Source organism: Pontibacter sp. CAU 1760, from assembly GCF_054482735.1.
The window spans coordinates 64,067-87,398 of sequence record NZ_JBTLRL010000003.1; the positions used below are offsets into that span (position 1 = coordinate 64,067).

A 23,332-nucleotide genomic window follows, 5' to 3' on the forward strand; every position below is an offset into this window, starting at 1 on the left:
AAGCCCTTGTCTATACCTTATTTAATGATGAAGCGATCCTTACTGTTTTTACTGTTCCTATTGTCCTCAGCCTTTGTGGTTAGGTCTGTACAGGCGCAGCAGGTATATGGGAATGAGTGGATAGATTATTCCAAATCTTATCATAAACTAAGCGTCGTTAACACCGGACTGCACCGGCTAAGCTATGGCTTCCTGGATAGCCTTGGCTTGAGAAGTGTAAACCCGCAACACTTGCAACTCTTTCGCAGGGGTAAGGAAGTTTCGATATACGTGGCTGGCGAAGCGGATGGCAGGCTCGATGCGCAGGATTATGTAGAGTTCTACGGCGAGCGAAACGATGGTGCTTTAGATAGGGAGTTGTACAAAAATCCAGCGCACCAGGTTCATCAGTTTCACAGCTTATACACTGATACGGCCGCTTACTTTCTGACTATAAACCCTGGAGGGGGCAAGCGCATGCGCGAGTTAAACCCTGCTCTTACAGGCCTCACTCCGGAACCCTACCATTTGCAAAAGGCTATTTCAGTTAGGGCAGATCGGTTTAACTACGGGAAATTGTATTCATCTAGCCGCCAACCCTGGCTTGACGAGGGAGAAGGTTATTTCTCCCATTTTTCTATAAACCCCAGATCATATGAAATTGCGGGCATAGTGAACGTTGAGCCCAGTGGACCGAAACCAGTTATTGAATATGCCACTGTTGGGGCGTTCCCTGAGTTCCATAGATTTGATGTGAATGTGATTGCGCCGACCGGAACACGCAAACTCAATTATTTTGAATATGACGAATTTGCGTGGGCGAAAGACCGACAGGCAGTGGAGTTTACCGATGTTAGTTCAACAGGGCGGTTCACCATTCAGGTGTTTCCAGTTGCCACGTCTACACGAGGTAATGCGATTAGCTTTGCTTATGGCATATTTACCTATCCTCAGAAACCAGTCTTCACTGGGTCGTCAATGCTTTTGTATACGGACTCTACCAGAAGCGCTACCCCATTTTTTAATCTAGCCAATACGCCATCAACAGCAATAGCCTATGACATAACGGATACTTATAATGTAACCAGGATAGCAGGCCATGTTAATGGAACCACGAAAGGCTTTGTAGTAGGAGCTAACGGTACTACCCGCAAATTAGTAATTACTGATGGGGTTAAACCCTTTAAGCCGATTGGGAAAACGAGGCGGGCATTAACCTTCAGGCCACTAGACCCTAATAAACATAATTACCTTATTCTTACAAATAAGAAGTTGATGAAGCCTGCTTCGGGAAGCCAGGCGACCGCCCCTCATGCTTATGCGGCTTATAGGGCCTCTGCGGCTGGTGGGGGGTATGACACGCTTTTAGTTGAGATGAACCAGATCGTGAATCAGTTTCATTATGGGGAGTTCTCTGCGAACGCCATACGTCGGATGGTGCATTACATGGGCACTTCCAAACGGCCGTCCCAACTGTTTATACTAGGCAAAGGGGTGAAGTACGCAGACCAAGAGTATTTCTCCACATATTACCCCGGAAAGTTTAGCTACTACCAGGTAGGAGCGAGACACCCTAAAGTAAGCGAGTTGGATTTGGTGCCTACCGGCGTCGTGCCTGCCTCAGACCTCTTGTTCTCTGCCGATTTCCAGCAGGGGTCATATACCCCTGTCATGCCTATTGGTCGATTGGCGGCTACCAGCCCAGAGGCCATCATGGCTTACCTAAACAAGGTAAAGGAGTATGAAGCTGTTAAGGAGGGTGAGCCTTGGAGAAAGAACATTTTGCAGTTAGGAGGAGGAAAAACAGCTTCTGAGATCAGCCAAATTACCAATTACTTAACTGCTTATACCAGCATAGCGGAAGGTCCACTGCTTGGCGCCAATGTAATTGAACGTTACCGGCAAAATGTGAGCGAGACTGTGGAAGCGGTTAATGTGTCAGAGCAGTTGAATAAGGGACTTTCCCTGCTGACGTTCTTTGGGCACAGTTCACCGGGCACCACAGACTTGGATATTGGGTATGCCTCCAGTGCAGTGAACAACTACAATAACAAAGGTAAATACCCGCTGATGCTGATGAACGGCTGTAACGTGGGCAATGCGTTTATCCCGAACTATGTGTCTTTTGGGGAAGACTGGCTGAACACGCCCGACAAAGGTGCAGTGGGGTTAATAGCCCACGTAGACGCAGGCTATCCTAATTACCTTAATGTATACTCTACTTATTTTTATCAAGCTGCTTTCAGAGACCCTCAGTTTTATGGAAGTTCTATAGGAGAAGTTCAAAAGGAAACTATCAAGCGGGTGATGCAGGCAATCTCAAATGACTTGGCTGTGGCAATGGTTTTAGAGATGACACTACAAGGGGACCCGGCCTTAAAACTATACAATCCAAGCAAGCCTGACTATGCCATTAAGGAAGGCGGCTTTGACGTGCTGAGCTTGAACAGCGAAATCGTAACAGCATCTGCGGATAGCTTTGCAGTGGCTTTTGAGGTAGAGAATTTAGGCAAGGCGATAACAGACCCCGTTTACGTCTCTGTAAAAAGGACTTTGGCTGATAACACTGTCCTGCTGCATGACAGTCTACTGATCGGGCCAATTATCAAAGGCAGAAGAGTGCTGCTGAAGTTTTCAAATAAAAATGTGCAAGCTGCTGGCATGAACAAGTTTGAAATCACGTTGGATAGTCCGAATACAGTAGCTGAGCTCAGCGAAACCAATAATACCGCGCAGTACCAGCATTACTTCCCGGTCAGCAGCATCACAGCCATTTACCCCGCTAATTACAGCATTGTGGGTACAAGTAATGTGAAGCTTGCAGTGCAGGCAAGCAACCTGATTGATGACCAGGGATTCTATTATGAATTAGACACCACCCAGGCTTTCAATAGCCCCCTGCGGATGACGCACACAATCGCCAATACCGGTGTGCCCCTTTGGGAGGTGACTTTGCCACCTGCCGCCAGAGACAGCACTGTGTATTATTGGCGCGCGCGCTTCACTAAATATGCGGCTGAAGAAGACACTGTCTGGATCACTAACTCTTTCCGGCATATCGCCAGCGTAAAGGGGGGATGGTCGCAAAGCCATGTGGGGCAGTTCAAAAGCGTTCACGCCACTGGCTTAGAGGCCGTGTCGGAGCAGAGCAGGGAGTGGAAGTTTACACCTACGCGAAGATCTGTCCGAATCAATACAGCAGGTGGTGATATCCGGTATGCTGAATCTCCTTTCGGGATTTTTATAGATGGTGTGGCTGAGATGAATAGCGCCTGTGGCAACCCGAGCGGCTCAGCTGTGCCTCGGTTTTTCTTTATCGTGATTGATAAACATACCTTAAAGCCCGTTACCTCGGTACCTGGTTTCAACTTTTGCTCTACTTGGGTAGAAGTGCCATACCTTTATGATACCGGGGACTTGTCAAAGCCTGCAGGAGTGGCAAACTTGAAAAATTTTCTGGCTGCTGTACCTCAAGGCCAGTATGTCTTGGGCATCAGCATCAACAAAGTGCCCTTCAGTACATACGCAACCGATGTGAAAGCCGCTTTTAAAAGCATAGGATCTAGCTTGATAGACCAGTTGGTGACAGGATCCCCTTTTGCGATTGTCGGGCAAAAAGGCGCTGAGCCCGGTACGGCGCAGGAGTTGACAGCCAATACAGCCAGTTCTACACCCGTCTTGTCTCAGTCAATTTCCCTCGATGCCACCTTGCATTCTGCAGGCACCAGCGGAACGCTTACTTCTACTACGATAGGGCCAGCCCAAAAATGGGGTAGCCTACATCATCAGATTGCAGCCCACAAAGGCGGAGATGACAGGTATAAGTTAAGCGTATTGGGTATAGATACCGCAGGGAATGAAACAGTGCTGGTGACGGATGTTAAGGAAAAGGCGCATGATATCGCTAGTATAGACGCGAAATTATACCCCCAGTTGAAGCTGTCGGCTTTCCTGTCTGATTCTACGGCTCGCACAGCACCCCAGTTAAAACAGTGGTATGTGCTTTATGAAGAGGTGCCTGAGGGGATTATACGTCCCGATTTGGTAAAGGTAAGCAGTGAGTTGCTGACACAGCAGGCGAATGCAGGAAGCATTACGGTACCGATGGCTTTCCAGAACATCTCGCAGGTAGCCTACCGCGATTCTGTGGTGGTGGAGGTAAACGTTTCGGGTGACGGTATGCAGCCAGCAGTTACACGGTTTAAGATTAAGCCAGTGGCGGCCAACGAAACCGTGACGTTCAGCTATACTATGTCAACCCAGGCCTTGGATGGCAATTACAAACTGAGCATCTACGTGAACCCTCGGGTACAACCAGAGCAGCATTATTTCAACAATATTTACGAAGTTGGCTTCCGGGTGAAATCCAAATTGCACCCGATTATGGATGTGGCCTTTGATGGCGTGCACATCATGGACGGAGACCTCATCTCACCAAGCCCAGTCATCAGCGTGACTGTGAAAGATGAAAACCGGCACGTGTACTTGCAGGACCCGGCAGGCATGTCGCTGATCTTGCTTACACCGGAGGGGGCAGAGCAGGAGATTACGCTGCTGAACAACCCGCACGAGGTAACTTATAAAGCTGCCACGGCACAAAACGACTTTAAGCTGGAGTATAAGCCAAATAAGCTGGCAGACGGTAAGTATACCATGGAGGTGCGGGCGAAGGATGCCGTTGGGAAGTCATCGGGAATATCGCCGTATAGGATTGGTTTTGAAGTGATCAGTGAGGCAAGTGTAACGAACTTTTATCCGTTCCCAAACCCCTTCTCCTCTAAAACCAACTTTATCTTTACCCTGACAGGCAGCACCATACCAGAACACATGAAAATCCAAATCCTGACCGTGACGGGCAAGGTGGTGAAGGAGATCATGAAAGAGGAATTGGGGCCATTACGCATTGGGCATAACAAAACAGCCTATGCCTGGGACGGTACCGATACTTACGGGGATAAGCTGGCAAATGGCGTATACCTGTACCGTGTGGTGATGAGCAAAACAGAGGAGGAGTTGAAGCACCGCATCACGTTTGGAGACAAAGCGTTTAAGAACGGGTATGGCAAGCTATACATCCTTCGGTAACTAATAAAATACTGATATAACAGAAACGGGCAGCTATAACTAGCTGCCCGTTTCTGTTATATCAGTATTTAAGTCGCCTTTCTATTTTCGCTGAAGTTCCAGGAAACTATAGCTATAAGGGTTCTTTTCATCTGGTTGATGATGCTCGGCTGATACGGTGACCCAGTCGGCAGTATCTAAAGCAGGGAAGGACACGTCGCCCTCGAAAGCTTGGTGTATCCTGGTAAGGTAGACGGTATCTGTGAGCGGGAGTGCCTGCTTGTAAATCTCCGCCCCTCCAATGATGTATACAGCTTCATCCAGCTTTTTTGCCTCATCCAGCGCCTCCTGCACCGAATACGTGATAATGCATCCTTCCGCTTTATAGTCTTCCTGAGAGGTGATGATAACGGTGGTGCGACCGGGCAGCGGCTTGCCAATTGACTCATAAGTTTTGCGGCCCATCACAATAGGGTGGCCCATGGTCATCTGCTTGAAGTGCCGCAGGTCGGCTGGCAAATGCCAAATCAGGTTATTGTCTTTCCCAATCACGTTGTTCTCGGCGGCGGCTACTACAATTGCTATCATCTCTTTTTGGGCTAAAATGTAAGGTTGCGGATAAGATAAATGGTGGAATATGCTGCGTAACAGCGGCAGTGCACAACATATAGCTGATTTAAGATTCAATAACCATGATCCTGGTATAGGAAAGAAGCAGCTTGTCTGGCTCTTAAGCCTCGAATTTATACCCTCGCAGCAGGTCCTGCACCGGCATCCGCTTTTTGCCTTCCATTTGCAGGTCCAGCAGAGACAAAGCACCTGCAGCGGTTTGCACGTTCAGGAACGTCTTGTTGTCGGTATGGACCTGGCCAGGCACTGAATCATCGGCTGTATTATCCAGTACCTGCGTTTTAAAGATCTTGAAGGTTTTGCCGTTCAGGCGAGTCCAGGCGGCGGGGTATGGGCTGAGGCCACGTATAAAGTTATGCACCTGCCGGGCGGGCTGGTTCCAGTTGATCTCGCAGGTGTCTTTGAATATCTTAGGCGCGTGCTTCGTTTCTGCGGAGATTACCTGCGGCTGCGGCTGCACTTCCCCGCGCTCAATGGCTTGTACCGTGCGAAGCGCCAGTTCTGCGCCTTTATACTTCAGTTTTTCGTAAACCGAGCCAAAGTCATCTTCCTCTAAAATTGGAACCCGCTCCTGGAAGATCAAATCACCGGTATCGATCTCATGTTTCAGGAAAAAGGATGTGACACCGGTTTCTTTCTCCCCGTTAATGATGGCCCAATTGATTGGTGCAGCCCCGCGGTACTGTGGCAGCAACGACCCGTGGATGTTGAAGGAACCAAGCTCAGGCATATCCCATACCACCTCCGGCAGCATCCGGAACGCCACTACAATCTGCAGATTAGCTTCGTATGACCGTAACTCCGCCAGAAACACCTCCGATTTGAGGTTGGTAGGCTGCAGCACCGGTATGTTTTGGGAAACAGCGTATTCCTTGACTGGCGACTGACTAAGCCTCTGTCCGCGTCCTGCGGGTTTATCTGGCGCCGTGATAACAGCCACCACCTTGTACTGGTGCTCAACAAGCGTTTGCAGGGTAGGCACAGCAAAATCGGGTGTGCCCATAAACACAATGCGTAAATCTCGTTTCATCTCTAGTTCTTTTCAGGGTATAGCAAGTACTGCTGTCGGAGTTTTTTGTAGGCCGATAACTCAGGCTCCCAACTGGCGCGGATCTCAGCTTCTGTTTTGCCGCTGATAATCTGCTCGCGCAACTTGGAGGTGCCTGCCAGTTTCTCAAAGAAGTTGTTAAAAAACTTGTCCTGCTGAGAAGAGTTCTGGTACATCTCCAATAGGTATGCTAGTGTAAAAGGCTGCGCTTTGGAAGGATCTGTCAGATCCATGCCGTAGCAGGCCTGGCCTTTATAAGGCGGGTTCGTAGCGCCGGCAGTGCTCTCGGGTGTAAAGTCAAAGCTTTTGTCTTTGTAATAAGGGCTCCCGATAATCTGGAAAGGGACAGGTGTGCCGCGGCCGACACTAACGTTAGTACCTTCAAATAAACAAAGTGAGGGGTATAAAGTAATCGCTTGTGCATTCGGCAAGTTAGGGGATGGCTGCACAGGGAGGATGTACGCTGTATTGTGGGTGTAACCGGCAACAGGAATCACCGTCAGGTTAGCCCTTCGCTGCCCTTCGAGCCATCTCTCGCCGTTAATCATATTCGCCAGCTCGCCAACCGTCAGGCCATGCACAATCGGGATGGGGTGCATCCCCACGAAGGACGTGTGAGCTTTCTCCAATACCGGTCCATCCACGTAATGTCCGTTGGGGTTAGGGCGGTCCAGCACCAGCACCGGTTTGTTGTTTTCGGCGGCAGCCTCCATCACATAATGCATGGTGCTGATGTAGGTATAAAATCGGGCACCCACATCCTGTATGTCAAACACCAGTACATCCAGGTTCTTCAGTTGCTCCGCCGATGGTTTTTTGTTCTTCCCGTATAGCGACACAATCGGCAGGCCCGTACGGATGTCCCTGGCGTCTTTTACATAGGCCCCGGCATCGGCCTCCCCCCGGAAGCCGTGCTCTGGCGCAAAGATTGTGACTACGTCTACGCCCCGGCTCAACAAGGTGTCTACTAAATGCGTTTGGCCCACAACAGAGGTCTGGTTAACGACCAGCCCCACACGCTTGCCTTGCAGTTGAGGCAGGTATGCGCTGAGTTGCTCAGCCCCCGTTTTCAGAGGTTTAGCCTTTTGCGCAGCGACAGCGGGAGCCTGCTGTTCGGTAGGTGTTGTGGCGCTCGCCGTAGCAGGCGCTTGTTTAGGGGCGCAGTTGCCTAAGGCAAGTAAAAAAGAAGTAAGCAGTAGAAGCATGGGCTGTGTCATAGTCATAAGGCAGAAGTCAAATTTCGTACCTATCTTTAAGGCTGTAAGAAATCGAAACGAGTGAACATATCCAGATACATATCCGATAAAATCTCAGAAGTGCAGGCCGGCTCGTTTACCTCGTCGGTCACAAAAATAGCAATAATCAGCATAGCGGCAGGCATCGCCATCATGATCGTTTCATTTGCTATTCTGGAAGGCTTCCGCGACGAGATCCGGCATAAGATCTTCTCGTTCGGCTCGCACCTGCAAATAAGTAAATACGATACGAACAACTCTTACGAGGGGTCGCCGATCAGCATGAACATTGGGGTGACCGACTCTATTGCCGGCATCAAGAAAATACAGCCTTTCGCCCGCAAAACCGCCATCATCAAAACCGAAGATGAGGTGTTGGGCGTAGTGCTGAAGGGGGTGGGGCCCGACTATGACATGAGCGCCATGCAGCAGAACCTGAAGGCCGGGGAGTTGATCAGTTACTCCGATACAGCCTCGTCAAAGGACGTGCTCATCAGCCAAAGCGTTGCCAGTAAACTTGCCCTGGAGGTAGACGATGAGGCGATTTTCTACTTTATTCAAAATCCGCCCCGTGCCCGCAAACTCAAAGTCAAGGGTATTTTTAATACGGGGTTGGAGGAATTCGACGAGGTGTTCGTGATCGGGGACATGGCGCTGATACGCGAGTTGAACAACTGGCCCGACACCTTGGTGGGAGGCATTGAGATTGTGCTGCAGGACTTTGACCAGATAGACCGGGCCGCAGACCAGGTATTTGAGCAGATGAACTACGACCTGCAACTCGAAAAGATCACAGACCGGCACGCCCAGCTTTTTGATTGGCTGAAGCTGTTGCGTAAAAACGTGATCATCTTTCTGGTGCTCATCATTTTTGTGGCCTCGTTCAACATGGTTTCCACGGTCTTTATTATGATTATCGAGCGCATCAACATGATTGGTGTCCTGAAAGCCGTAGGGGCTACCGATGCCCAGATCCGGCAGGTGTTTTATTTCCGTGGCCTGCGCCTTACCATCAAAGGCCTTATTTGGGGCAATGTGATTGGTCTGGGTTTTTGTGCGATACAGCACTATTTTAAAGTCATACCCCTTGACCCGGAAAACTATTATATGGACCGGGTGCCTATAAGCTGGAACCCAGGTATAATTATTGGCTTGAATGTGATTACGCTGATAATGACCATGCTGGCTATCCTCGTTCCCGCTGCCATGGTATCGCGCGTTAAACCAGTCAAGGCAATCAAGTTTGATTGATAAGATTTGCCGACTTTCGACAATTGCCTGCAAAGTATATAACTGCCAGCGCCCCACTGAATAGAGGGGCGCTGGCAGTTTTGTTAAGGTTCAGCGATTGTGTCAGGCGACTGTCACCACTTCTCGTTTCTGAATTGGAGCAGGTGCTTTAATGCCCTGCTCGGCAAAGGCAATCTTCACGCGCTCGTTCATTTCCCAATTCAGCGGCCAGAACTCTTCCTTCTTGGCCCATAGGCGCATACTGATGGTGAGAGAGTATTCTGTGAACTCCGTAACGGCGATAACCGGAGCGGGGTCTTCGAGGATGCGCGGGTCGTCTTTGATAAGGTCTTGCAGCAGCTGCTTCACCGAAGCCAAATTATTGTCCGGGCTGATGACCAGTTTCAGCTCCATCCGGCGCGTAGGCTCCACCGAGTAATTGACCACCACACTCGACGCTAACGGGCCATTAGGCATATAAATTACCTGGTTATTCCCTGTCTTGATCACTGTGTTAAAGATGTTGATCAGGTGCACCGTTCCCGCTTGCCCCTGCGCCTCAATAAAGTCGCCGACCCTGAAAGGCTTAATAGTGAGGATAAGCACGCCCCCGGCAAAATTAGAGAGGCTCCCCTGCAGAGCCAGGCCAATAGCCAAGCCAGCAGAGCCGAGCACCGCGATAAACGAGGTCATCTCCAGTCCGATTTGCGCCACAACCAACACAATCAGAAGTACCCAAAGCGATACGTTGATGATGCTGCCTAAAAAGGGGCGCAACGACGGGTCCACGTTTTTGCGCAGCATCAGGTTTTGCAACAGCACGTTCATGCGTTTGATGACCCAGGCGCCAATAATCAGAATTAGAACGGCTACCAGAAGGCGCAGGCCATACACCATCGCAAAATTCAGAACCAGCTCGCGTATCGAGTCAATATCCAGGATCATATGAAATTGAATTGTGGGATTAAAAAAATAGCGCTGCATTTGGCACAGCGCTGGAAAATGCAATTCTAGTTAAAAATAGAGGTACTTGCAATTACTGGGGCAAGTGCCGGCTTTGCAGAATTAGGTTGGGGTTGGGGCAAAGCAGCTGGTAAACAGCCTTTTCTGAAGTGGTGGCCACACCCGGGAAATCCCCGGACCGGCCCTCCATCGAGGCTATGACCTGAAAGTGCAGGTGGGGCGGCCAGTTGCCATTCTCAGGATAAGGACCTACCGTAGCGATTTGCGCTCCTTTGTTAAGCTGCTGGCCTGCCTTTAGGTTTTGCAACGAGGCGTTAGACAGGTGCCCGTAAAGGGTATAAAAAGGAACACCCTCCAGCTCATGTTGCAGGATGATGGTAGGTCCATAGTCACCGAAGTTGTCGTTGTTCTGGAACGAGTGCACAGTAGCATCCAGCGGGGTGAAAACCGGGGCACCTGCTTCCAGCCATACATCCACGCCCAAATGCAGGTTACGGCTCTCAGCGGCAACATCAAAGTGCTGACTGCGGCGGTATATAAAGCGGTCCTCAAGGTAGCCGCCCACCCCCACAGTGGCGTTTTTTGCTGATAGCATTTGCTGCACGGCAGCATCAAAGGCCGCAGTGTCGCGCAAATCGGTAGCTTGTAGGAGGGTATTGGCGGCAGTGAAATCCAGCGCGCATACATGCCCTGTGCTCAAATCCATACCCAGCACGGGGGCAAAGGCTTGCTGGTTTCTCTGAAGGATTTCGGAAAGGTTAGCCTGCTTGTTCATATACGTATACCTGCCAAGAGGGAAATTAAGACTTTTGGCAGGTACAAGTATAAGCAGAAATTAGCTGAGGGCCACTTCCTCGGTCACTTTAGAAAGTGTCTTCAGGCTCTTGGTCTTGCCAAAGAGCTCTTCTGACTTTTTGCTATAGGCATTTGCCGCTTCTTGCAGGGTTTCAAACGTGCCCAAGTTGATGCGTTGCTTGTTGAAGTGGATGATAGCGCGGTATTTCTGTGCCTCTTTGTGCACCCCGCGTACGCCTAACTTGTTCTCTGTTTTGGAGGTGTTACGCACTATTTTGCAAAGCGGAGCCCATTCAAGGTTTTCCAGGCGACAGTCCAGCTTGTTTCCGTTTTTAAAGTGCACATACAGTTTCAGGTCGCTTTCCTGCTTCTGCAGCAACTGCTCGCCAATCATCTTGTGCAGGTAAATTGTCTCGTTCCGGTACTTACCGTTCTTCAGGGGCCAGTTCTTCTGGAAAAAAGCATATCCGTTGGAGTGGATACGCAGGTGCTTTAAAAATTCTACCTGTTGCAGGTATGGGTTGTTTTGAATATACTCGTAGGTTTTATCATCTACGACTACGGTTTTCTCACAGTTTTTGAGCGTAAGTTTATACAGCATGTTGTTTTCATTAATAAAAGGACCAGGTATGCGCAACACTGCCAGCCAGCACGAGGATTAACTCATACTCACACAGCATGCAGTAAAGTTGCAGCTTTTTTTATATCTGATACAACTAATATTCATTAAAATTATTAATCTTTTTATATTCAAATTCAGGAATGCCAGTTTCTATACGCAACTTTCGAAGAACAGTCGGGATTATCGTAACTTTAAGTCAGAAAAGTAGTTTTTTCTAACAAACCCAACACGAGCAAACGAATAAACTATGAGTAGCCCTTATCTTAACCTGAAGGTTGTAGACATTACCCGGGAAACCCCCGACGCTGTTTCTGTTCATTTTGAGCATCCCGAAAAGAAGACCATCCCATACAAGCCAGGCCAGTTCCTGACGCTGATCCTACCGATTGAGGGAAAGGAGTTTCGGCGATCTTACTCGCTGAGCAGCGGGCCAAAGGAGGCGCCACGGCTGTCCATTACTGTAAAGCGTGTAGAAGGAGGCGTTATATCCAATTATCTGGTGGACCACCTGCAGGTAGGCCAGGAGGTAAAAGTGATGGAGCCAACGGGCAACTTCTGCATCACCTGTGCACCGGAAAACCAGCGCCACGTGATTCTGTTTGGAGCAGGTAGCGGCATTACACCGCTGATGTCAATCCTGAAGTCGGTGTTGGAGGATGAGCCAGAGAGCCGCGTGACGCTACTGTATGGCAACCGGGACGAAGACAGCGTGATCTTCCGGGACCAGTTACAGGGGCTGCAGCAACAGCATGCAGGCCTTTTGTATGTGGAGTATATATACAGCCAGCCTAAGCACGATTGCGAGCACCGTGGCCGTATGAACCAAAGCTTGATTATCAAGATTCTGGAGCGGTTGCAGCTGGCCAAACTGACGGATGCCGTGTACTTTATGTGTGGCCCTGAGGGGATGATGGCAGAAGTGCGCCATGCCCTGGATGTGCTGCATGTGCCGGCAGAGCGCGTGCACCGGGAAAGTTTTGTGAGCAGCAAGGCCTCGGCAGCGGAAGCACCGCAACATGGTGATGTGGCCGCTACAGACGAGGATGGTGAGATTACAACACAAACCGTGACCATTATTTACGAAGGCGCTGAGTATGCCGTAGAGGTAGCACCTGACCAGACTATTTTGGAAGCCGCCCTTGACCAGGACATTGATCTGCCATATTCCTGCCAGGCAGGCCTGTGCACCGCTTGCCGTGGCAAGTGCATGAGCGGAAAAGTGCATTTAGACGAACGAGAGGGCCTTTCGGATGCCGAAATGGAGGAAGGCTACGTGTTAAACTGTGTGGGCCACCCGCTTACAGCCAATGTAGTGATAGAAATCGGGTAAGTATTAACTACGTATAAAGAAGCAGTGCCAGAGGATTATTCTGCAGATGGCACTGCTTTTTTTTGCACTTTCAAGAGAAGTGCCTACATTGTACTTCTAAAATTCTTCGTGCCACAATGACAACGCAGACTGCTAACCTTACCATACCAAAACGAAAACCAAGGGTATACCTGCCCGAGGATTTCAAAGTTGACTCCTGGGAAACGCTTCAGCCTTATTTTAAAGAGCTAAAGAGCCGACAGATACAGCATGTGGCTGATCTGGAGAAATGGATGCAAGACCGCAGCGAATTGGAAAGTATCCTTTCCGAAGACCTCGGCTGGCGCTACATCCGGATGACATGCGACACACAAAATGAGGAAACCACACAGGCTTTCCAATATTTCATTTCCGAGATTGAGCCGTACATCGCTCCCCTAGACCATGAACTGAACCTGAAGCTGATGCACTCGCCTTACGTGAATGCCCTGGATCAGGAGAAGTACAAAATATACCTGCGCGGTGTGGAACGGGCACTGGAGATCTTCCGGGAAGAAAACATCCCACTCCAAACCGAAATCAGTACCAAGCAACAGCAGTATGCTGCCATTACCGGTGCCATGACGGTAACTTTGGACGGAGAAGAAGTAACGCTGCAGCGTGCCGCTGACCGCCTAAAGCGCACAGACAGGGCCGTTCGGGAAGAAGCATGGCGTGCGGTGCAAGAGCGCCGTTTTGCAGACCACGAAAAGCTAGACGACCTGTTTGATGAACTGCTAAGGCTGCGCCACCAGGTAGCCACCAACGCAGATTTTGAGAATTTCCGGGATTTTATGTTCGCTGCCTTAGGGCGCTTCGATTATACCCCACAGGATTGCTTTGATTTTCATCAGTCCATCGAGGATACAATCGTTCCGTTCCTGACAAAATTGGATGAAGAGCGAAAACAGGAACTGGGCGTGGCGCAATTGCGCCCTTGGGATCTGGATGTTGACCCTACTGGCAGGAAGCCGCTGGAGCCTTTCCAGACTGGGGAAGAGCTGTTGGAGAAAACCGTGCAGGTGTTTTATAGCCTTGATACTTATCTAGGCGATTGCCTGGCCACAATGCGCGAAATGGGCCACCTGGACCTGGAGTCGCGCAAGGGCAAGGCACCGGGGGGGTATAACTACCCGCTGGATGAGATTGGGGTACCGTTCATTTTTATGAATGCCACCTCCAGCTTGCGCGACGTGATTACGATGCTGCACGAAGGGGGGCACGCTGTCCACTCGTTCCTGACCCGCGAGATAAAGCTCAATGCCGCCAAACACCCGCCTTCTGAGGTTGCTGAGTTGGCCTCTATGTCCATGGAGTTGATCTCTATGGATTATTGGGACATCTTTTTTGAGGATGAAGAAGAGTTAAAGCGCGCGAAGAAGATACATCTGGAGAGTGTGCTGGAAACGTTCCCGTGGGTAGCCACAGTCGATAAATTTCAGCACTGGGTATACGAGCATCCTGAGCAAACACAGGAAGAGCGCCACCAGGAATGGATGCGCATTTTCGAAACCTTCAATCAAAAAACTGTTACCTGGGAAGGACTGGAGAAGTACAAACCCTTCATGTGGCAAAAGCAGCTGCATATCTACGAAGTACCGTTCTATTACGTCGAGTACGCCATGGCCCAGCTTGGCGCTATAGCTGTCTGGAAGAACTACAAGGAAAACCCAACAGAAGGGTTGGCCGCCTACAAGCAAGCGCTTAGCTTGGGTTATACCGTTTCCATCGGGGAGGTATATGAGGCAGCCGGTATCAAGTTTGATTTTAGTACAGACTACATCAAAAGCCTCGTTGACTTTGTGAAAGACGAAATGGCTAAGATTTAGATCCTATAAAAAGCAAAAAGAGAAGCCCTGTTATAGAAATATAGCAGGGCTTCTCTTTTATAATAGCAGCAAAGCAAAGGCTGCGTGATTTATACCTACAGCGGTTTAAACTGCTCAAACATTTGCCGGCAATCGTTGCAGTAATGCATCGAGCGGCAGAGTGTCGGCCCAAACGGAGTGCGCATGGCGGTGTTCTCGCTGTTGCAATAAGGGCAGGTGGCATACTCCATGATATCGAGGTCAAGCACTATGTTATACTTAGGAGGAGGGGCCAAGCCATACTCCTTTAGGTGTTGCCGACCCCTTTCTGATATTTTATTACTGTCCCAGGGCTTGTCAAAACTCATATTAACGGTGTGTTGGCTGATGCCGTGCTTCTCTAAGGTGCGTGCTACATCCTTTTTCATGTAGTCCATGGCAGGGCAGCCAGCAAAAGTGGGAGTCATGTTAACGGTGACGTGGCCGTCTTCTGAAATCTCAATTCCCGTAATCACCCCTAGGTCTACCAGCGATAAGACGGGTATCTCAGGATCTTTTACTTCCTCCAGCAGGGTTAATATGTGTTCTTTGGTTAAGCGCATTTATTTGGTGTGATTCGTTGATGATTGTTCGTTGCCTGTAATTCAGACTGCCCGGACTAAAGTCAACGGTCAACGGAAACCTACCACTCCGCAGTAGGGTCAATTTTGAACACCTCTGACATTTCGTCTAAGAGCGGCTGCAGGTGCTCGGTATGTTCACCTCTTCTACCACCAAACTTGGGTTCAATCGGACCAAGGTCAGGAAGCTTAAGGTCAGTCTTCTCAATAACAGCCTGGATACGCTGCAGCCATTCAGCTTTCACAGCCTCTTCGCCCGCATAGACACCAGCAGCAATCAGCTCCTGCTCATACTGCGATGGCTCGAATATACCCAAAGCATAAGGCAACGCCTCTTCTAGCGAATACTGCAGGCGGAGGATAGCCTCCTCAGTAGATGTGCCCAGGTTCTTAATCCAGGTATTGGCATGCAACACATGGTACTTCACTTCGCCTTTCAGTTTGGTGGCTACCTTAGCAATTGGCTCATTGCTGGAATGCGCCAGCATCTCGAAACGGATAATTTCGGCGTTGTCGTAGAGGAAGTGACGGATCAGGCTGAAGTCGTACTCGCCGTTTGGCAACTCGACCAATTGGCTGTTATGAAACTGGTTAGCGTTTCGGTTGAAGGCAACCGTATCGGGCTCTGCTTCACCTAGCTCGTGCAGTAGCGTGTAAAATGCCAGGCTATGGCCGATTTTATCCTGCGCCATCGAAGAGAAGGCAATATCCTCTTCCAGGATCGGGCCGAAGCCTGTCCACTCAGAGTTGCGGTGGCCAAATATTAGCTGGTCGTCTGCCAGTTTGTATAACAGGTCTTTTATTGCTAACTCGTTCATGATTGCACCTCTGTGTTTTTACGCTCCTCCTTAAATTTCGTGATCCTGTCCATTACCTTATAGGCAATGGCCTCGCGGTACTTTTTCTCCGGTACTGTTGCCCATATGTCCTTGTCTTCCTCAGCCGACTGCAGCACATCCTTCGATTTCACGACCCAAACATTAACCACGGGGCCTTTCTCGCCAAACGCTTTCTTGGCTTCCTGCAGTGCCTCGAGGTATGAAGTAGCCAACACGCGGCCAGCATGGGAATGCGCTTTGCCACGCTTTTTTAAATGGAAAATCTCATATGGCTCCGCTTGCGCGGTCTGCTCGGCTGGTTCCTCTGCCTTGAGCATGTTGTAAACAATCTCCCCATCGTTGGCATAAGGGGTTACCTGTATGTTTTCGGTGCGCACGATCCATAAGCCAACGCAGGTAAAGCGGCGGCTATACTGCTCTTTGGCGAATAGGAAGGCAACGTCCTCGTTTGGAGCATGCACTGGGCCTACATAGGTATGGGCTGCGCCCTCCTTCTTCTGATGGAAAACTTCGTATGTCTCAAACTGATCTAACAGCGGTTTTTCCTCCATCGGAGGCACTTCGCCTTCCGGAAGGTTTAACCGCGTTACGCGAGGGTCTAATGATTTTAAGCTCATCTCTTTTGATTATGAATTCAAAATTAGAAGTCAAAAAGGTAGGTGCGCTTTCACAGGAGCAGCCACACGCACCGCTTCGGTCTCTAATTTATAATTGCTGCTAAGCCAGGGGCTTTACGTATTTTGCCTTTGGGTTAAGCAGTGCCCGGCGCACCCAGGCACCACGCTCCTCAGCAGTGCGGCGAACAGCCAAACGCTCGGCGTTGCACGGGCCATCTCCATTAATTACACGCTTGAACTCATCCCAGTCAGGCTCTGAGAACTCCCACTCACCCGTTTCAGCGTTTTTCTTCAGATTAGGGTCCGGCACAGTTAAACCAAGTTCCCAGATCTTCGGCACATACATATCCAGGAACTGCTGGCGGCACTCATCGTTAGTGGCCATTTTTACTTTCCAGCGCATCAGGGTTTCCGTGTGGGTGCTCATCTTATCGGCAGGTCCGAAGAAAGTCATGATCGGTCCCCACCAGCGGTTAAGGGCAGCCTGAATCATTTCGCGTTGCTTCGGAGAGCCGGTAGCCATGTGTACCACAGCATCATGTCCGTACTTCAGGTGAAATGCCTCCTCAGCGCAGATGCGCTCCAGCGCACGGGAGTATGGGCCATAGCTGCCTTTGGCGTTCGCCATCTGGTTTACAATAGCCCCTGCGTCAATAAGCCAGGAAATGATGTTAGAGTCAGCCCAGGTGAGGGCCGGGTAATTAAACACGTTGGAGTACTTGGACTTGCCGTTGATCAAATCGGTCAGCATCTGCTCCCGCGACTTGCCCAGCGTTTCGGCGGCGGAGTACAGCAGCTGCGCATGGCCGACCTCGTCTTGCACCTTGGCCATTTGCGCCATTTTGCGGCGGAAGCCAGGGGCACGGGTAATCCAGGTGCCTTCCGGCAAAGACCCGATGATCTCAGAATGCGCATGCTGCTCAATCATCCGAACCAGCTGCTTGCGGTAGAGCGCCGGCATCCAATCATTCGGCTCAATTTTCTCGCCACGCGCTATGCGTGCTTCAAACTCGGCCAGTTTCGCAGGGTCTTCAGTCTGCAGGTCGTCGAATTTAGTAGCCTCAAAAACGTTTCCTCCTCCGTACATGATATATAAAGTTTTAAGGTTCTTAAAAAATGCCGGGCCGCGTTACCAGCCCGGCATGTTAGATAGTGAGTAATGCAATAATGTGTGAGTAGTTATGTAGTATGTATAGCGGTGTTTTTTGTTGTTAAGCCATGCAGCAACATCTCAGACAGATTCTCAGCAATCTCTGCCGGCGACATTTTCCCTTCCGGTTTATACCAGGTATGAATCCAGTTTAGGCCGGAAAGTATGGTCAGCACTGCGAATTTCTCATCGGGCACCATAAACTCTCCGTTTGCCATCCCCAGTTTAATAATGTCCCGGAAATGCCTCTCGTATTTGTCGCGCAACGCCAGGAACTCGCCGTGATGAGGCTCGCTCAGGTGGCGCCATTCGTGTAAAAAAACGGCAGAGGCCGCCGTGTTCTTGGTCAGCACCTGCACGTGGGCAGCAATGGCGTTTTTCAGTTTGGCGGTGGCCGTGTCTCCTGTAGCTTCTGCGCCTTCGATAGCCTCAAAAAACTCTTGTGCCATCCGGAAGCAAATGCGCTGCAGAATCTCCTCCTTCGAGCGGATGTGCGAATAAATACTCGCAGCCTCTATACCCAAGGCATTCGCCAAGTCCCGCATCGAAGTGGCCGAGAAGCCTTTCGCTTTGAAGAGGGTGGTGGCTGTATGTTCTATTTGTTTTTTTCTGCTCACTACTTCCGTCATAGTATTTAACAAATATAAGCGACCTAACGTTCGTTAGCAAGTGTGTTTGTTTTAAACGAGCGATTTTATTTTAAGTTGAGCGGCAGGAAGTTAACCCGCTACCCCGAATGTTATCAGGCGAACTCTGGTGTGTTTTTTGCTTCCGTTGCAGTAGCGGGTCTGGCCTTGTACCTTTGCCCTGTGCCCGCGCTCCATCAGGCGATTGCCTAAAACCGAAACCTTAGCTGATTTTTTAAGCTATACTGTATATAAATAGACTTACTATGACGGATACTATAAACACCCTTGATATGCCTACCAAAGAGTTTGTGCACTACGAAGTGCGCGAGCGTGTGGGCTACATCACGCTTACCCGTGCTGAAAAGCGCAATGCTTTGAATTTCGAGGTAGTGACGGCGCTTAAACGTGCCTTTGCCGCTGCCGAAGAAGACGAAGCCTGTAAAGTGATTGTGTTGCGGGCAGAGGGTAAGGTTTTCTGTGCCGGTGCTGACTTGGAGTATATCCAGCAACTGCAGCAAAACGACTACCACGAGAACCTGCTGGACTCTACCCACCTGATGGAGTTGTTCCGGATGATTTATACCCTGAAAAAAGTCGTGATCTCGCAAGTGCACGGGCATGCCATTGCGGGCGGCTGCGGCTTGGCGGCCATCTGCGACTTTGGTTTTACGGTGCCAGAGGCCAAGTTCGGGTATACAGAGGTGAAGATCGGTTTTATACCTGCTATTGTTAAAGTGTTCCTGTTGCGTAAAATCGGGGAGGCCAGGGCCAAGCAACTATTGCTGACCGGTGACCTGATCTCGGCGGAGGAGGCCTCACAGATCGGACTGGTAAACTACGTTGTGCCAGCCGCCGAGCTGGAGGAGAGGGTGTTTGCTTTTGCCCAGAAGCTTTGCAAGGAGAACTCGCGCCAGTCGATGGAGGTGACCAAAGAGATGATTGCGCGCGTGCAGGGTATGAGCCTGGAGGAGGGCTTGCAGTATGCCGCTGAGATGAATGCCGTGGCCCGTGGCAGCGAAGACTGCCAGCGCGGCATAGCGGCTTTTTTGAACAAAGAAACGTTAAGCTGGTAACTATCTGTTTAATTGTTTAAACCATTTGTTCAACTCGCTGTTCTTGGGGTATGCTGACAGGCATCGGAATAATATTGCTTACCTTTATGGTGATGGAGGGCGTGGCATGGGTCATGCACAAGTATGTGCTTCACGGTTTTCTGTGGTTCCTGCACAAATCCCACCACGTACGTCATGCGCACGCTTTTGAGCTGAATGACCTGTTTTTCGCCTATTATGGGGTGTTGGCCATGTCGTTCTTCGTCTTTGGCAGCGACCCGATCGATTACAGATTTTGGATCGGGGCAGGCATTACTGTATATGGCGTTGCTTACTTTCTGATTCATGATGTATTTATTCACCGCCGCTTAAAGCTTTTCGGTAAAACGTCTAATGTTTACCTGAAAGCGTTAAACATGGCGCATAAAGTACATCACCGCACACACGGCAAATACGGGTCAGAGTCGTTTGGCATGCTGTGGGTAGCTCCGAAGTATTTCCGGTCGGCATACGCAACAGTTAAAAATAAACAAAAGCGTGGCTCAGTACACTATTAAAGAACTCGAACATCTTTCCGGGATCAAGGCTCATACTATTCGGGTATGGGAGCAGCGCTACAATATACTCAACCCCAAGCGCACCGATACCAATATTCGCTTTTACGACGATGCCGACCTCAAATCGCTGCTGAATATTTCCTTGCTCAACGAGCGGGGGTATAAGATCTCAAAGATCGCGCAGATGGAGCCTGATGAGATTCTGCAGATGGTGACGCAACTCTGTGATGCACCTTGTGTGTGCTCCAACCATGTCAGTGCCCTGGTTTCGGCAATGGTGGACATGGATGAGGTGAAATTCGAAAAACAGCTTTCCACGGCCACCTTGCAATTTGGCCTGCACGAGGCCATGCAGGAAGTGATTTACCCTTTCCTCCGCAAAATCGGGATTCTATGGCAAACAGGCAACATCAGCCCGGCGCATGAGCATTTTGTAAGCAACCTGATTCGGCAGAAGTTGATCGTGGCTATCGACGGACAGGTGATCCACCGCAAGGAGAATGCCCCTGCCTACATTTTATACCTGCCGGAAGGGGAGTTGCATGAAGTGGCCTTGCTCTATATGAGCTATATTCTGCGGTCAAAGGGCCAGCATGTGGTTTACCTAGGGCAGAATCTTCCATTTAAGGATTTGGAACTGACCTATGAGCAGTTTAAGGGGGCACGCCTGTGCTCGGTGCTTACTGCTTACCCGGAGCGAGACCAGGTGCAGGCTTACCTTAACAAGCTTTCTGAACGGTTCTCCGATACTACCATTTATGTCTGTGGGTATCAGGTGCACCACGACTTTTTAAACCTTCCGCATAACGTGCAGCGCTTTGGTTGTATGCGTGACTTTGCAAACTCCCTGTCCGTTTAAATCTCAATAAGGCAATCCGGGCCCCTGTCCGTTTCGTTTATCGAAGAAGGCAAGGGCTTTTTTTTTAACTTGTCGTTCGCCTTAAAAACAAGTACGTACACGGGTTCAAGAATGTCGTTTGTCGTAATTGTTTAACTAATATAGAAAATAAGTTAAACAAAACGAGTTTTATTCCAGATTCTGTCGTATATTTGTTTATGGTTTAACCATAAAATATAAACAGAATGACTTCTATCGAATTCAATCATCTCGTACAAAATATAGCACAATCTCTTCGTCCCGTTGCCATGAACCTTACCCGCGACGCGGATGATGCCAAGGACCTGGTACAGGAGACCATGCTGAAAGCGTTGACGAACCGTGATAAATTTAAATCAGGTACCAACCTGAAGGCATGGCTGTATACCATCATGCGTAACACGTTCATCAACAACTACAATAAAATCACCAAGCGCAGCAGCAACATCGACAGTTCTGAGTACCTGCAGTACCTGAACACGGATGAAAGCTACGTCACGCAGAACAAAGGCACGGCAACTTTCGTCATGAACGATATTAACAAGGCGATTGCCAACCTGAGCGAAGAACATCGTACCCCGTTTATGATGTACTACATTGGGTATAAGTACCTTGAAATTGCCGAAAAGCTGCAGATTCCGATTGGTACGGTTAAAAACCGCATCCATATTGCCCGGAAAGAATTAAAGCAGGCGCTTAAGGTATATAACAGAGATATTTAAGCTATCCGTTTCCCGTACCCGCACCCTACTGCATGAGGCATACCAAAGTAATTGTCATCGGATCTGGTTTTTCCGGTTTGTCGGCGGCCACGTGCCTGGCCGATCAAGGATATGACGTAACGGTATTAGAGAAGAACAGCAGCCCCGGGGGCAGAGCGAGAAGCTTTGCCGACCGGGGCTTTACTTTTGACATGGGGCCAAGCTGGTATTGGATGCCGGATGTATTTGAAGCTTATTTCAGGCGTTTCGGTAAAACCGTGTCCGATTATTACCACCTGAAGCGCCTCGACCCGTCCTACGCCGTTGTCTTCGGGCCAAACGACTTCATGCAAGTGCCCGCCAGTATGCCGGAACTGCGTGACCTGTTCGAAAGCCTGGAGCCAGGTAGCGCGGCGCAATTGGATAAGTTTCTGGAGCAGGCAGCCTATAAGTACGAAGTGGGTATAAACCAATTGGTGTATAAGCCGGGGCGTTCGGTGAGGGAGTTCCTGGACTTGCGCCTGCTGCTGGATGTGCTGCGAATGGATGTTTTCCAGTCGATCCACAAGCACATACGCCGCTTCTTCCGCCACGAGAAAATCATCAAACTGATGGAGTTTCCGATCCTGTTCCTGGGGGCATTGCCCGAGAATACGCCGGCCCTGTACAGCCTGATGAACTATGCCGATATGAGCCTCGGGACCTGGTACCCTATGGGCGGGATGCACAAAATAGTAGAGGCGATGGTGCAGCTGGCCGAAGAGAAAGGCGTGAAGTTCTATTATGACCAGCCGGTGCACCGCATAGAGGTGGAGGACGGAGTGGCCACGGCGGTTCATACAGACTCAACCCGGTTTTATGCCGACGTAGTGGTAGGCAGCGCCGATTACCATCATGTGGAGAAGAACCTGTTGCCCCGCGAATACCGAAGCTACTCCGAGGGCTATTGGGAATCACGTGTGATGGCTCCTTCTTCGCTGCTATTTTACCTTGGCGTGGACAAGCGCCTGCACAACCTGCAGCACCATAACCTGTTTTTCGATGAGGATTTCGGTCCGCACGCGCATGAAATCTATACCGATCCGAAATGGCCTGAAAAGCCGCTTTTTTATGTGTCTGCCCCTTCTGTAACAGACCCTTCTGTGGCACCCCAGGGGTATGAGAACCTATTTGTGCTGATCCCGGTTGCCCCGGGGCTTCACGATACGGAGGAAGTCCGGGAGAAATATTATAACTTGGTAATGGACAGATTGGAGAAACTGACTAACCAGGATATCCGCAGTTCCGTTATATATAAGCGCAGCTATGCACACAGCGACTTCATCAGCGACTACCATGCCTTTAAAGGCAATGCCTATGGCCTTGCCAATACGCTTATGCAAACAGCGCTCCTGAAGCCGGGGCTGAAGAGCAAGAAGGTAAAAAACCTGTTTTATACCGGCCAGCTGACGGTGCCGGGGCCGGGAGTACCCCCATCGCTTATTTCAGGGCAGGTGGTGGCTTCCGAAATTGCCAAAGAGTATGCTGCCTCGCCCGCAGCAGTTAACGAATCGCAGCCTTAATCTAAT

Annotated in this window: 20 protein-coding genes; 9 read left to right on the forward strand and 11 right to left on the reverse strand. The window is 49.9% G+C overall.

Going from position 1 to position 23,332, the window contains the following annotated elements:
• The first annotated feature begins 27 nt into the window (after positions 1-27).
• Positions 28-5,064, forward strand: coding sequence for a putative type IX secretion system sortase PorU2 (gene porU2 / locus ACXYMU_RS05110; RefSeq protein WP_458985284.1), 5,037 nt, complete (start codon positions 28-30; stop codon positions 5,062-5,064).
• A gap of 81 nt (positions 5,065-5,145) precedes the next feature.
• Here porU2 and ACXYMU_RS05115 read toward each other — a convergent pair whose 3' ends face one another.
• The 3 genes from ACXYMU_RS05115 to ACXYMU_RS05125 all read right to left on the reverse strand — a co-directional run bounded on the left by ACXYMU_RS05115 (position 5,146) and on the right by ACXYMU_RS05125 (position 7,926).
• Complete coding sequence (locus ACXYMU_RS05115; protein WP_458985285.1) at positions 5,146-5,631, reverse strand: dihydrofolate reductase; 486 nt, start codon at positions 5,629-5,631, stop codon at positions 5,146-5,148.
• A gap of 142 nt (positions 5,632-5,773) precedes the next feature.
• Positions 5,774-6,703 carry a methionyl-tRNA formyltransferase gene (gene fmt, locus ACXYMU_RS05120; protein WP_458985286.1) on the reverse strand — a complete coding sequence of 310 codons (930 nt, stop codon included), beginning with the start codon at positions 6,701-6,703 and terminating at the stop codon, positions 5,774-5,776.
• Positions 6,704-6,705: 2 nt separating this feature from the next.
• Positions 6,706-7,926, reverse strand: coding sequence for an exo-beta-N-acetylmuramidase NamZ family protein (locus ACXYMU_RS05125; RefSeq protein WP_458985287.1), 1,221 nt, complete (start codon positions 7,924-7,926; stop codon positions 6,706-6,708).
• A 72-nt stretch (positions 7,927-7,998) separates the two neighbouring features.
• On the opposite strand from ACXYMU_RS05125, the gene ACXYMU_RS05130 reads away from it, so the two are divergent.
• Positions 7,999-9,207 (forward strand): ABC transporter permease, encoded by a 1,209-nt coding sequence (locus tag ACXYMU_RS05130; protein ID WP_458985288.1) that lies wholly within the window; start codon positions 7,999-8,001, stop codon positions 9,205-9,207.
• A gap of 102 nt (positions 9,208-9,309) precedes the next feature.
• Here ACXYMU_RS05130 and ACXYMU_RS05135 read toward each other — a convergent pair whose 3' ends face one another.
• The 3 genes from ACXYMU_RS05135 to ACXYMU_RS05145 all read right to left on the reverse strand — a co-directional run bounded on the left by ACXYMU_RS05135 (position 9,310) and on the right by ACXYMU_RS05145 (position 11,545).
• Positions 9,310-10,131: a mechanosensitive ion channel family protein gene (locus tag ACXYMU_RS05135; RefSeq protein WP_458985289.1), complete on the reverse strand. Its 822-nt coding sequence runs from the start codon at positions 10,129-10,131 to the stop codon at positions 9,310-9,312.
• Positions 10,132-10,222: 91 nt separating this feature from the next.
• The gene (locus tag ACXYMU_RS05140; protein WP_458985290.1) at positions 10,223-10,924 is read right to left on the reverse strand and encodes a peptidoglycan DD-metalloendopeptidase family protein; all 702 of its coding nucleotides are present in this window, start codon (positions 10,922-10,924) and stop codon (positions 10,223-10,225) included.
• Positions 10,925-10,984: 60 nt separating this feature from the next.
• On the reverse strand, positions 10,985-11,545 hold the full coding sequence (locus tag ACXYMU_RS05145; RefSeq protein WP_458985291.1) for an HNH endonuclease: 561 nt from the start codon (positions 11,543-11,545) through the stop codon (positions 10,985-10,987).
• Between the two features lie 268 nt (positions 11,546-11,813).
• Here ACXYMU_RS05145 and ACXYMU_RS05150 point away from each other — a divergent pair, with 268 nt between their 5' ends.
• Both ACXYMU_RS05150 and ACXYMU_RS05155 read left to right on the forward strand, forming a co-directional pair.
• Positions 11,814-12,896, forward strand: a complete 1,083-nt coding sequence (locus ACXYMU_RS05150) for a 2Fe-2S iron-sulfur cluster-binding protein (protein ID WP_458985292.1) — start codon at positions 11,814-11,816, stop codon at positions 12,894-12,896.
• Positions 12,897-13,012: 116 nt separating this feature from the next.
• On the forward strand, positions 13,013-14,743 hold the full coding sequence (locus ACXYMU_RS05155) for a M3 family oligoendopeptidase (protein ID WP_458985293.1): 1,731 nt from the start codon (positions 13,013-13,015) through the stop codon (positions 14,741-14,743).
• Between the two features lie 95 nt (positions 14,744-14,838).
• On the opposite strand, the gene paaD is transcribed toward ACXYMU_RS05155, so the two are convergent.
• The 5 genes from paaD to ACXYMU_RS05180 form a co-directional block, all read right to left on the reverse strand.
• The gene (paaD, locus tag ACXYMU_RS05160; protein WP_458985294.1) at positions 14,839-15,324 is read right to left on the reverse strand and encodes a 1,2-phenylacetyl-CoA epoxidase subunit PaaD; all 486 of its coding nucleotides are present in this window, start codon (positions 15,322-15,324) and stop codon (positions 14,839-14,841) included.
• Between the two features lie 80 nt (positions 15,325-15,404).
• Positions 15,405-16,160: a 1,2-phenylacetyl-CoA epoxidase subunit PaaC gene (gene paaC, locus ACXYMU_RS05165; RefSeq protein WP_458985295.1), complete on the reverse strand. Its 756-nt coding sequence runs from the start codon at positions 16,158-16,160 to the stop codon at positions 15,405-15,407.
• On the reverse strand, positions 16,157-16,798 hold the full coding sequence (locus ACXYMU_RS05170) for a phenylacetic acid degradation b (RefSeq protein WP_458985296.1): 642 nt from the start codon (positions 16,796-16,798) through the stop codon (positions 16,157-16,159). Before ACXYMU_RS05170 ends, paaC begins: the two co-directional genes overlap by 4 nt.
• A gap of 100 nt (positions 16,799-16,898) precedes the next feature.
• On the reverse strand, positions 16,899-17,885 hold the full coding sequence (paaA, locus tag ACXYMU_RS05175) for a 1,2-phenylacetyl-CoA epoxidase subunit PaaA (protein ID WP_458985297.1): 987 nt from the start codon (positions 17,883-17,885) through the stop codon (positions 16,899-16,901).
• 92 nt (positions 17,886-17,977) lie between these two features.
• Positions 17,978-18,577, reverse strand: coding sequence for a TetR/AcrR family transcriptional regulator (locus ACXYMU_RS05180; RefSeq protein WP_458985298.1), 600 nt, complete (start codon positions 18,575-18,577; stop codon positions 17,978-17,980).
• A gap of 263 nt (positions 18,578-18,840) precedes the next feature.
• Between ACXYMU_RS05180 and ACXYMU_RS05185 the strand changes: the two genes are divergently transcribed.
• From ACXYMU_RS05185 to ACXYMU_RS05205, 5 genes are all read left to right on the forward strand, one after another.
• Positions 18,841-19,650, forward strand: coding sequence for an enoyl-CoA hydratase/isomerase family protein (locus ACXYMU_RS05185; RefSeq protein WP_458985299.1), 810 nt, complete (start codon positions 18,841-18,843; stop codon positions 19,648-19,650).
• A 50-nt stretch (positions 19,651-19,700) separates the two neighbouring features.
• Positions 19,701-20,186, forward strand: a complete 486-nt coding sequence (locus ACXYMU_RS05190) for a sterol desaturase family protein (RefSeq protein WP_458985300.1) — start codon at positions 19,701-19,703, stop codon at positions 20,184-20,186.
• Positions 20,167-21,045: a MerR family transcriptional regulator gene (locus tag ACXYMU_RS05195; RefSeq protein WP_458985301.1), complete on the forward strand. Its 879-nt coding sequence runs from the start codon at positions 20,167-20,169 to the stop codon at positions 21,043-21,045. The genes ACXYMU_RS05190 and ACXYMU_RS05195 overlap by 20 nt, the downstream gene beginning before the upstream one ends.
• A 224-nt stretch (positions 21,046-21,269) precedes the next feature.
• Positions 21,270-21,785 carry an RNA polymerase sigma factor gene (locus ACXYMU_RS05200; RefSeq protein WP_458985302.1) on the forward strand — a complete coding sequence of 172 codons (516 nt, stop codon included), beginning with the start codon at positions 21,270-21,272 and terminating at the stop codon, positions 21,783-21,785.
• A 32-nt stretch (positions 21,786-21,817) separates the two neighbouring features.
• Positions 21,818-23,326 (forward strand): phytoene desaturase family protein, encoded by a 1,509-nt coding sequence (locus ACXYMU_RS05205; RefSeq protein ID WP_458985303.1) that lies wholly within the window; start codon positions 21,818-21,820, stop codon positions 23,324-23,326.
• Positions 23,327-23,332 lie beyond the last annotated feature (6 nt).

Excerpts from the sequence above, each read along its gene's own strand:
- porU2 (WP_458985284.1), top strand. The coding sequence starts at position 28 with ATGAAGCGATCCTTACTGTTTTTACTGTTCCTATTGTCCTCAGCCTTT.
- ACXYMU_RS05115 (WP_458985285.1), bottom strand. The coding sequence starts at position 5,631 with ATGATAGCAATTGTAGTAGCCGCCGCCGAGAACAACGTGATTGGGAAA.
- fmt (WP_458985286.1), bottom strand. The coding sequence starts at position 6,703 with ATGAAACGAGATTTACGCATTGTGTTTATGGGCACACCCGATTTTGCT.
- ACXYMU_RS05125 (WP_458985287.1), bottom strand. The coding sequence starts at position 7,926 with ATGCTTCTACTGCTTACTTCTTTTTTACTTGCCTTAGGCAACTGCGCC.
- ACXYMU_RS05135 (WP_458985289.1), bottom strand. The coding sequence starts at position 10,131 with ATGATCCTGGATATTGACTCGATACGCGAGCTGGTTCTGAATTTTGCG.
- ACXYMU_RS05140 (WP_458985290.1), bottom strand. The coding sequence starts at position 10,924 with ATGAACAAGCAGGCTAACCTTTCCGAAATCCTTCAGAGAAACCAGCAA.
- ACXYMU_RS05145 (WP_458985291.1), bottom strand. The coding sequence starts at position 11,545 with ATGCTGTATAAACTTACGCTCAAAAACTGTGAGAAAACCGTAGTCGTA.
- ACXYMU_RS05150 (WP_458985292.1), top strand. The coding sequence starts at position 11,814 with ATGAGTAGCCCTTATCTTAACCTGAAGGTTGTAGACATTACCCGGGAA.
- ACXYMU_RS05155 (WP_458985293.1), top strand. The coding sequence starts at position 13,013 with ATGACAACGCAGACTGCTAACCTTACCATACCAAAACGAAAACCAAGG.
- paaD (WP_458985294.1), bottom strand. The coding sequence starts at position 15,324 with ATGCGCTTAACCAAAGAACACATATTAACCCTGCTGGAGGAAGTAAAA.
- paaC (WP_458985295.1), bottom strand. The coding sequence starts at position 16,160 with ATGAACGAGTTAGCAATAAAAGACCTGTTATACAAACTGGCAGACGAC.
- ACXYMU_RS05170 (WP_458985296.1), bottom strand. The coding sequence starts at position 16,798 with ATGAGCTTAAAATCATTAGACCCTCGCGTAACGCGGTTAAACCTTCCG.
- paaA (WP_458985297.1), bottom strand. The coding sequence starts at position 17,885 with ATGTACGGAGGAGGAAACGTTTTTGAGGCTACTAAATTCGACGACCTG.
- ACXYMU_RS05180 (WP_458985298.1), bottom strand. The coding sequence starts at position 18,577 with ATGACGGAAGTAGTGAGCAGAAAAAAACAAATAGAACATACAGCCACC.
- ACXYMU_RS05185 (WP_458985299.1), top strand. The coding sequence starts at position 18,841 with ATGACGGATACTATAAACACCCTTGATATGCCTACCAAAGAGTTTGTG.
- ACXYMU_RS05190 (WP_458985300.1), top strand. The coding sequence starts at position 19,701 with ATGCTGACAGGCATCGGAATAATATTGCTTACCTTTATGGTGATGGAG.
- ACXYMU_RS05200 (WP_458985302.1), top strand. The coding sequence starts at position 21,270 with ATGACTTCTATCGAATTCAATCATCTCGTACAAAATATAGCACAATCT.
- ACXYMU_RS05205 (WP_458985303.1), top strand. The coding sequence starts at position 21,818 with ATGAGGCATACCAAAGTAATTGTCATCGGATCTGGTTTTTCCGGTTTG.